Below are 6,641 nucleotides of genomic sequence, written 5' to 3'. Positions count from 1 at the left end.
AGCCATACCTGCCAAACATTGGGCAATATGTAAGGCATCGCGCGCATCGGAATCACCATTATAAGAAGCAATCATGTTTTCTTTGATCATTCTAATGGCTTTCAAAGCCAAAGGATCGCTGAAATCAGAAGCTAAAGCAGCTGTTATTGCCTCTGTGGCATGAGTTAGCGCATCCATACCTGTATGTGCAGTGAGGTTTTGAGGCATTTTGTATGCAATCTCAGGATCAAGAATAGCCAAATCAGGTGTAATTTCGAAATCGGCCAGTGGGTATTTAATACCTACTTTGTAATCAGTAATTACTGAAAAAGCGGTAACCTCAGTTGCTGTTCCACTGGTTGAAGGAATGGCAGCAAAACGCGCTTTTTTGCGTAATGTTGGAATATTAAAAGGTTTTGCAATATCCTCGAATTTAGCATCCGGATATTCATAGAAAACCCACATTGCTTTAGCAGCATCAATTGGAGATCCTCCACCAATACTTACAATCCAATCGGGCTGAAATTCCTGCATTTTTTTGGCACCCTTCATAACTGTTTCAACACTTGGGTCTGGCTCAACACCTTCAATAAGTTGGGTTTCCATACCAGCTTCTTTTAAATACTGTTCAACGGTATCTAAAAAACCAAAGCGTTTCATTGAACCACCACCTACAACAATGGTCGCTTTTTTTCCATTAAGTTGTTTTAGCACTTCTAAACTTCCTTTTTCGAAATAAAGATCTCTTGGCAATGTAAATCGTTTCATCGTATTATAATTTTAGGTTAATATTTAAAATGTATTTTCGATTTACCTATGCCAAAGGAAATGCCAAAACAACATAATAACCTAACATAGAAGGCATTACATACACTCAGATCCTCAGTAAAGAAAAGCGCACAAAAAAAGTGTCCTAAAACTGCACAAAACAAGCAATCGGATTGTGCAACTTTAGGACACTGTTCAATTTTAGGACAGCTCTATCCTAAGCTAATATTATACTTCTTTATTTTTAAATAGAGGGTATTCCTACTCACATTCAACACCTTAGCCACCTTCGAGATATTAAAGTCATATGTTTTTAAGCAGGAAACAATTGCATTTTTTTCGATTTCAGCGAGCGTTTGAGGGGTGAATGACTGATTGGTATTTTGCACAGCTGCTATTGGCATTTGTTCAGATGCTGTATTATTCTGATTGAGGAGACTATCCATATTGCCATCCAAGACAACAAAACGTTCCATCATATTTTCCAGCTCTCTTACATTGCCCGGCCAGCTATAATTTTCAAGAAACCGGCTTACGCGGCTATCAATAAAAGGCATGGGTTTGCCCATTTTTTCTGCCTTTTGAGCCGCAAAAAAGCGAGCCATGTGCAAAATATCCGCCTTACGATCGCGTAAAGCAGGAACATGGAGATTAATTACATTCAAACGATAATACAGATCAAGCCTGAAGTTCTCTTTTTCTATTTCTTGTTGTAAGTTTTTATTGCTTGCTGCAATAATGCGAACATCAACCCGTATTTCTTTTTTTCCTCCTACACGGGTCACATAGCCCTCCTGAATACAGCGTAACAATTTCACCTGCATATCAAGCGGCATATCACCCACTTCATCTAAAAACAATGTGCCATGATTGGCCAACTCAAATTTTCCCGGTGCTCCCCCCTTTTTTGCGCCGGTAAAAGCTCCTTCTTCATAACCAAAAAGCTCGCTTTCAATTAAAGTGCTTGCTATTGCGCCACAATTAAGGGCTATAAAAGGACCGTCTTTTCTCAACGAAGCATTGTGGATGGATTGTGCCAGCACCTCCTTACCCGTACCACTCTCTCCGCTAAGCAAAATGGTTGATGGTTTTGTTGCCACCTGTTGCGCATTCTCAACTAGTTGTCGCATAGAAGGGCTCTCGGCCACAATATTATCAAAACTAAACCGTGTGTGATGATTTTGATACTTCCTGATCAGATCCACAATTCTGCTGAACGGCCTAAAGGTGAGCAAATAGCCGTGCATGGCACTATTTTCGCCACGAATCACATATGCATTGAATAAAAACTGCTCATTAATATCAGGAATATTAAAACTTGTGTGTTCGTCTATAAATTTTAGTTCATTTAAAATAATACGTTTTATTCTTCGCCAATCTGTCATCAAAGCATTTACATCTTTGGATAGCAAATTGGTTCTTCTGATATTAATTAGCCGACACGCAGTATCGTTAACCCATTCAACCTCATCGCTGATATTGATGGCCATTACCCCAAAAGCCAGATTATTCATCATTGCAAAGGCAAATTGATTAGAAGTTTCAAGCTTTTGAAGTACCTGTTGCTGACTAATTCTATTTTCGATAGCATGAGCTGCAGAAATAACCATTCCCAGGGTATGCGAATGAACAAGATCTGCATGTCCGGTCATATTAATACAACCAATAACCTGATCATCGAGCATAATTGGCGCAGCAGAACAAGTCCAATTATGATAAGCAGAAATAAAATGCTCTTGTGCTGTAACCTGAACAGGCTTTCGCTCATGAATAGCCAACCCCATAGAATTGGTCCCAATAGAAGCCTCATTCATATAAGCGCCTGCGACCATTTGCATTTTTTCTGCTTCTCTCATCACCTCATCATCTCCCTTAATGGTAAGAATACAACCCTGAGCGTCGGTAACATTAATAAAGAAGCCTGAACCAGCAACAGTTTTATACAGTTGTAAAATAATATAGGAAGCATGAGAAATCAACTCATCATTTTCTTTGAGTCGTGCTTCAAAATCATCCTCTGAGAGTCTGTTCTCAGGATATTTTCGTGAAATTGGTACGCCATAGGTCTGACTTCGCTCGTGAGAAGATCCAATGAGGTTTGAATTATCCATCTTAAAATATACTTAACCTTAATATTCAGTTAGAAATGCTTTATTAGAAAAGTATATCAAAATTCAATCCGAAGAGATGATTAATAAAACCAGAATTGACTGTTATCGAACATCTAAGAGTAGCCGCCATAAAAATTTGACTGTAAAAATTAACCCCTTAGGGGTAAAATAAATGTAAAGGTTGCCCCCTTTTCAGGAACAGATTCTACGTGAATAGCTCCTAACCTAACTTGAATCAATTTCTCCGCTGCTTGTTCAATGGTCAACTGGTTTCCAATGAATGCCAAAAAAAGATAATGGATCTTTAATGGGACAAGGTACAGGGCAACCGGCATTTCCTCTGACGGCCATCAGCAAGACCGAATTTAAATACGACCAGGCAAAGCTTAAAATTAAGTTTGTTCCTGACGATAATAAAATGATTCTTGAACAGATGGGAAACCGCTATGAACTTGCCAAAGAGTAGAGCTCAAAATTTAAACCCCTCAACCGAAATATTTCGCACACGTGTGCGATGAAATATTGCTTTTATTTCGGGAAAAGGTACTGTTTTCCGAATGCATTTTTTTAATTTCGTACAAGCAAACTTCTTTGAAAAACAATAGATGACATTAACATCAGCTTGTGGCCCCTTGATGTAAACCAATTTATTCATTTTTTTAACATTAACACCTATGCAAAACCAGGTAGATAAAAAGTACCAGATATACAACAGCATGTTCCTGAACCTTGACTATCAGGGCGCAGAAACTGTAGGACACCTAATACCACTTTTGAGCAGTTACGCGAAAAAACATTTGGCTGAAGCCAAAAGCCCGGTTGAAATACTGGATTCTTTCATAGAAACTCATACCGATCTCATTGGAGAAGATAAATTTGGGTTCATGTTCAAGGTAATTCAATACGTGGAACGCCAGGTGGTACTTTTCGACAGTGTAGAAGATGCTGTTTTGCCCAATAATGAGGATGGTGAAAGCTTTTTAAGCATTAAAGGGCTGTTCTCGACAGTGACAAAAACCGAAGAGCGGAGTGCTTTGATGGACAAGCTGAATTCTTTCAAATCCAGAATTGTACTAACAGCTCACCCAACCCAGTTTTACCGGCCGGCCGTACTCGATATCATTGCCAAGCTCAGGAAACATATTAACCGTGACAACCTGGATAAAATCGACAGGCTACTCCATCAATTGGGATTAACCTCACTGGTCAACTCGCATAACCCCACACCCTACGATGAGGCGATGAATATTATTCACCTGTGCAGAACCTACTTTTACGATGCCATTGGTGAATTCCATTCCACATTGAAGAAACAATTCCCAGAATTCGACAATCCAAAACTTATTACCCTGGGATTCTGGCCTTGCGGAGATCGCGACGGCAACCCATATGTTACACATAAAACAACAATGGATGTTGCTGATGCATTGCGCACCAACCTGATGAAATGTTACTATAATGACCTGAAAGACCTTTCGACAAAACTGACCTTTAAGAAAGTCGAACCCATGATTAACGGGCTTAGAGACGACGTTTACAAGGCTATGTTTGATAGTAACCACATTGTGAGTCACCGACAGATTATTAATGTGTTAAAAGAGGTTAAAACAGAGGTTGAGCAAAACTACGAAAGACTATACCTTAACGAAATAGATGACCTCATCACACGCCTTAGAGTTTTCAGGTCGCATTTTGCGGCACTGGACATCAGACAGGACCACAATATTCATAATCAAACAATTGAATACGTGCTAAAAAAGGCAGGTAAAATTGAGAAATCTGTCACAGAGCTTTCAGATGAAGCACTGATCAAAATACTGACAGAAGAACACATAGAGATACCAAAACCAAAAGATGCAGATCCACTGGTTGCAGATACCATTGAAAATATACGTCAGTTGCCACAAATTCAGAGCAAGAATGGTGAGAGAGGCTGCCACCGTTACATCATCAGCAATTCAGATTCTATTTATTCCGTACTTTACGTCTTCGGACTAATGCGCTGGCTCATACCCGAAAAAGATATGAACTTCGACATTATTCCACTATTCGAAACCATGGAAGGGATGAAGGAATCAGAGCGGGTAATGGAACAATTGTTCAACATTAAACCCTATCGCGAGCATGTAAAGCGACGTGTAGAGCGGCAAACCATCATGCTTGGCTTCTCTGACGGCACAAAAGATGGTGGATACATGAATGCCAACTGGGCCATTCATAAAGCCAAAGAAACACTTACTGCCATGTGCAGCAAACACGACATTGAAGCCATCTTTTTCGATGGCCGGGGAGGGCCCCCTGCACGTGGTGGTGGCAAAACACATCAGTTTTACGCCTCCCAAGGTTCTAATATACCTAACAATGAGATACAACTAACCATTCAGGGACAAACCATTACAAGCAGATATGGAACAAAACCCAAAATAAAATTCAATGCCGAACAAATCATAACCTCGGGACTTACAAGTTACCTGAAACCAGACTACGATTTAATGAAGCACGAGGTACGTTCTGTTATTGAACAATTGAGTCTGAAAAGCTACAACAAGTACCTGGAGCTTAAAACCCACGATAAATTTTTACCTTATTTGGAGAAAATGAGTACGCTACGGTATTATTCTGCCGCCAAAATTGGCAGCAGACCCACCAAACGGGGCTCCAACAAAAAGCTTACCCTTAATGACCTGCGGGCCATATCATATGTGGGATCGTGGAGCATGCTCAAACAAAACATTCCCGGGTATTACGGACTCGGTACAGCTATTTCAGAGATGATCGAAGAAGGAAAAGAAGAAGAGCTCAAACGACTTTACAGAGATGTTCCCTTCTTTAAAACACTGATGAACAACGCCATGATGTCACTGGCCAAATCTTATTTCGAACTCACGTCGTACACCAAGCGCAATAAGGAGTTTAAAAATTTCTGGCTTATGCTACATGATGAGTATCAACTGACAAAGACCATGTTACTCAAAATTTCGGGACTTGATTCGCTCATGCAGGAAGAACCTACATCGCGGCAATCGATTGCCTCACGCGAAAAAATTGTATTGCCTTTATTGCTAATACAAAACTATGCTCTGCAAAAACTGGCAACAAGTGGGACAAAACACCGGGAAGCCTATGAAAAATTAGTAGTTCGAGCATTGTATGGAAATATCAATGCCAGTAGAAATTCGGCATAATCTATTTAAAACCTTTCCTACAAAACCTGGTTAATGAAATAATCAGGTTTTTTTATTCTCCTCTTCCATAAATCGATGGGAATGCTAGCTTATAATACGTTATGAGAATTCTAGCGGCTATAATAAACAGAATAGGTGCAATCTGCAAAAAAGGACTCGACACATTAAACTGAGCAAGAGCCCAGTAAAATATGCCCCCTACAATACTCACAGTAGCATAAATTTCCTTGTGAAAGATCACCGGTACTTCATTGACTAAAATATCGCGCACCACACCTCCAAAAGCACCGGTAAGCGTACCCAGAATAATACAATTGATAAAACTCAGGTCATTATCGATGCCAATTTGAACACCAGTAATCGTATAAAGCGCCAATCCAACTGCATCGAAAAACATCAGGGTATTATGAAAATAGGTCAGTCTTTTGCGAAAAATAAGCGCCATTATCGTTCCGGATATGATGAAATAGATGTAGGGCGTCTCTTTAAGCCAAAAAACCGATTTCTCGGTGAGCAAAATATCACGCAACGTACCACCACCCACAGCCGTTACAAAAGCAATAATTAAAATCCCGAACGGATCGAACTTTTTGCCCAT

At 39.9% G+C, this 6,641-nt stretch carries 5 protein-coding genes; 2 read left to right on the top strand and 3 right to left on the bottom strand.

The annotated features are described in order from the left end of the window. The coding region (locus VJ937_RS08975; RefSeq protein WP_324066560.1) for an iron-containing alcohol dehydrogenase at positions 1–747 on the bottom strand (747 nt) is incomplete at its 3' end. 212 nt (positions 748–959) lie between these two features. Continuing rightward, positions 960–2,858, bottom strand: coding sequence for a sigma-54-dependent Fis family transcriptional regulator (locus VJ937_RS08970; RefSeq protein ID WP_324066559.1), 1,899 nt, complete (start codon positions 2,856–2,858; stop codon positions 960–962). A gap of 307 nt (positions 2,859–3,165) precedes the next feature. Here VJ937_RS08970 and VJ937_RS08965 point away from each other — a divergent pair, with 307 nt between their 5' ends. Further along, a complete protein-coding gene (locus VJ937_RS08965; RefSeq protein WP_324066558.1) occupies positions 3,166–3,324 on the top strand; it encodes a hypothetical protein in 159 nt (52 codons plus the stop codon). Positions 3,325–3,532: 208 nt separating this feature from the next. Beyond that, positions 3,533–6,043, top strand: a complete 2,511-nt coding sequence (locus VJ937_RS08960) for a phosphoenolpyruvate carboxylase (RefSeq protein WP_324066557.1) — start codon at positions 3,533–3,535, stop codon at positions 6,041–6,043. A 52-nt stretch (positions 6,044–6,095) separates the two neighbouring features. Here VJ937_RS08960 and VJ937_RS08955 read toward each other — a convergent pair. Next, the coding region (locus tag VJ937_RS08955; RefSeq protein WP_324066556.1) for a trimeric intracellular cation channel family protein at positions 6,096–6,641 on the bottom strand (546 nt) is incomplete at its 5' end.

The organism is Salinivirga sp., assembly GCF_035268865.1.
GTDB lineage: Bacteria > Bacteroidota > Bacteroidia > Bacteroidales > Salinivirgaceae > Salinivirga.
Note: the sequence above shows the minus strand (reverse complement) of the source record. Positions and strands in the feature narration are given on the sequence as shown.

What these genes read in the sequence shown, in the direction of transcription:
- VJ937_RS08970 (WP_324066559.1), bottom strand. Translation starts at nt 2,858, where the DNA reads ATGGATAATTCAAACCTCATTGGATCTTCTCACGAGCGAAGTCAGACC.
- VJ937_RS08965 (WP_324066558.1), top strand. Translation starts at nt 3,166, where the DNA reads ATGGGACAAGGTACAGGGCAACCGGCATTTCCTCTGACGGCCATCAGC.
- VJ937_RS08960 (WP_324066557.1), top strand. Translation starts at nt 3,533, where the DNA reads ATGCAAAACCAGGTAGATAAAAAGTACCAGATATACAACAGCATGTTC.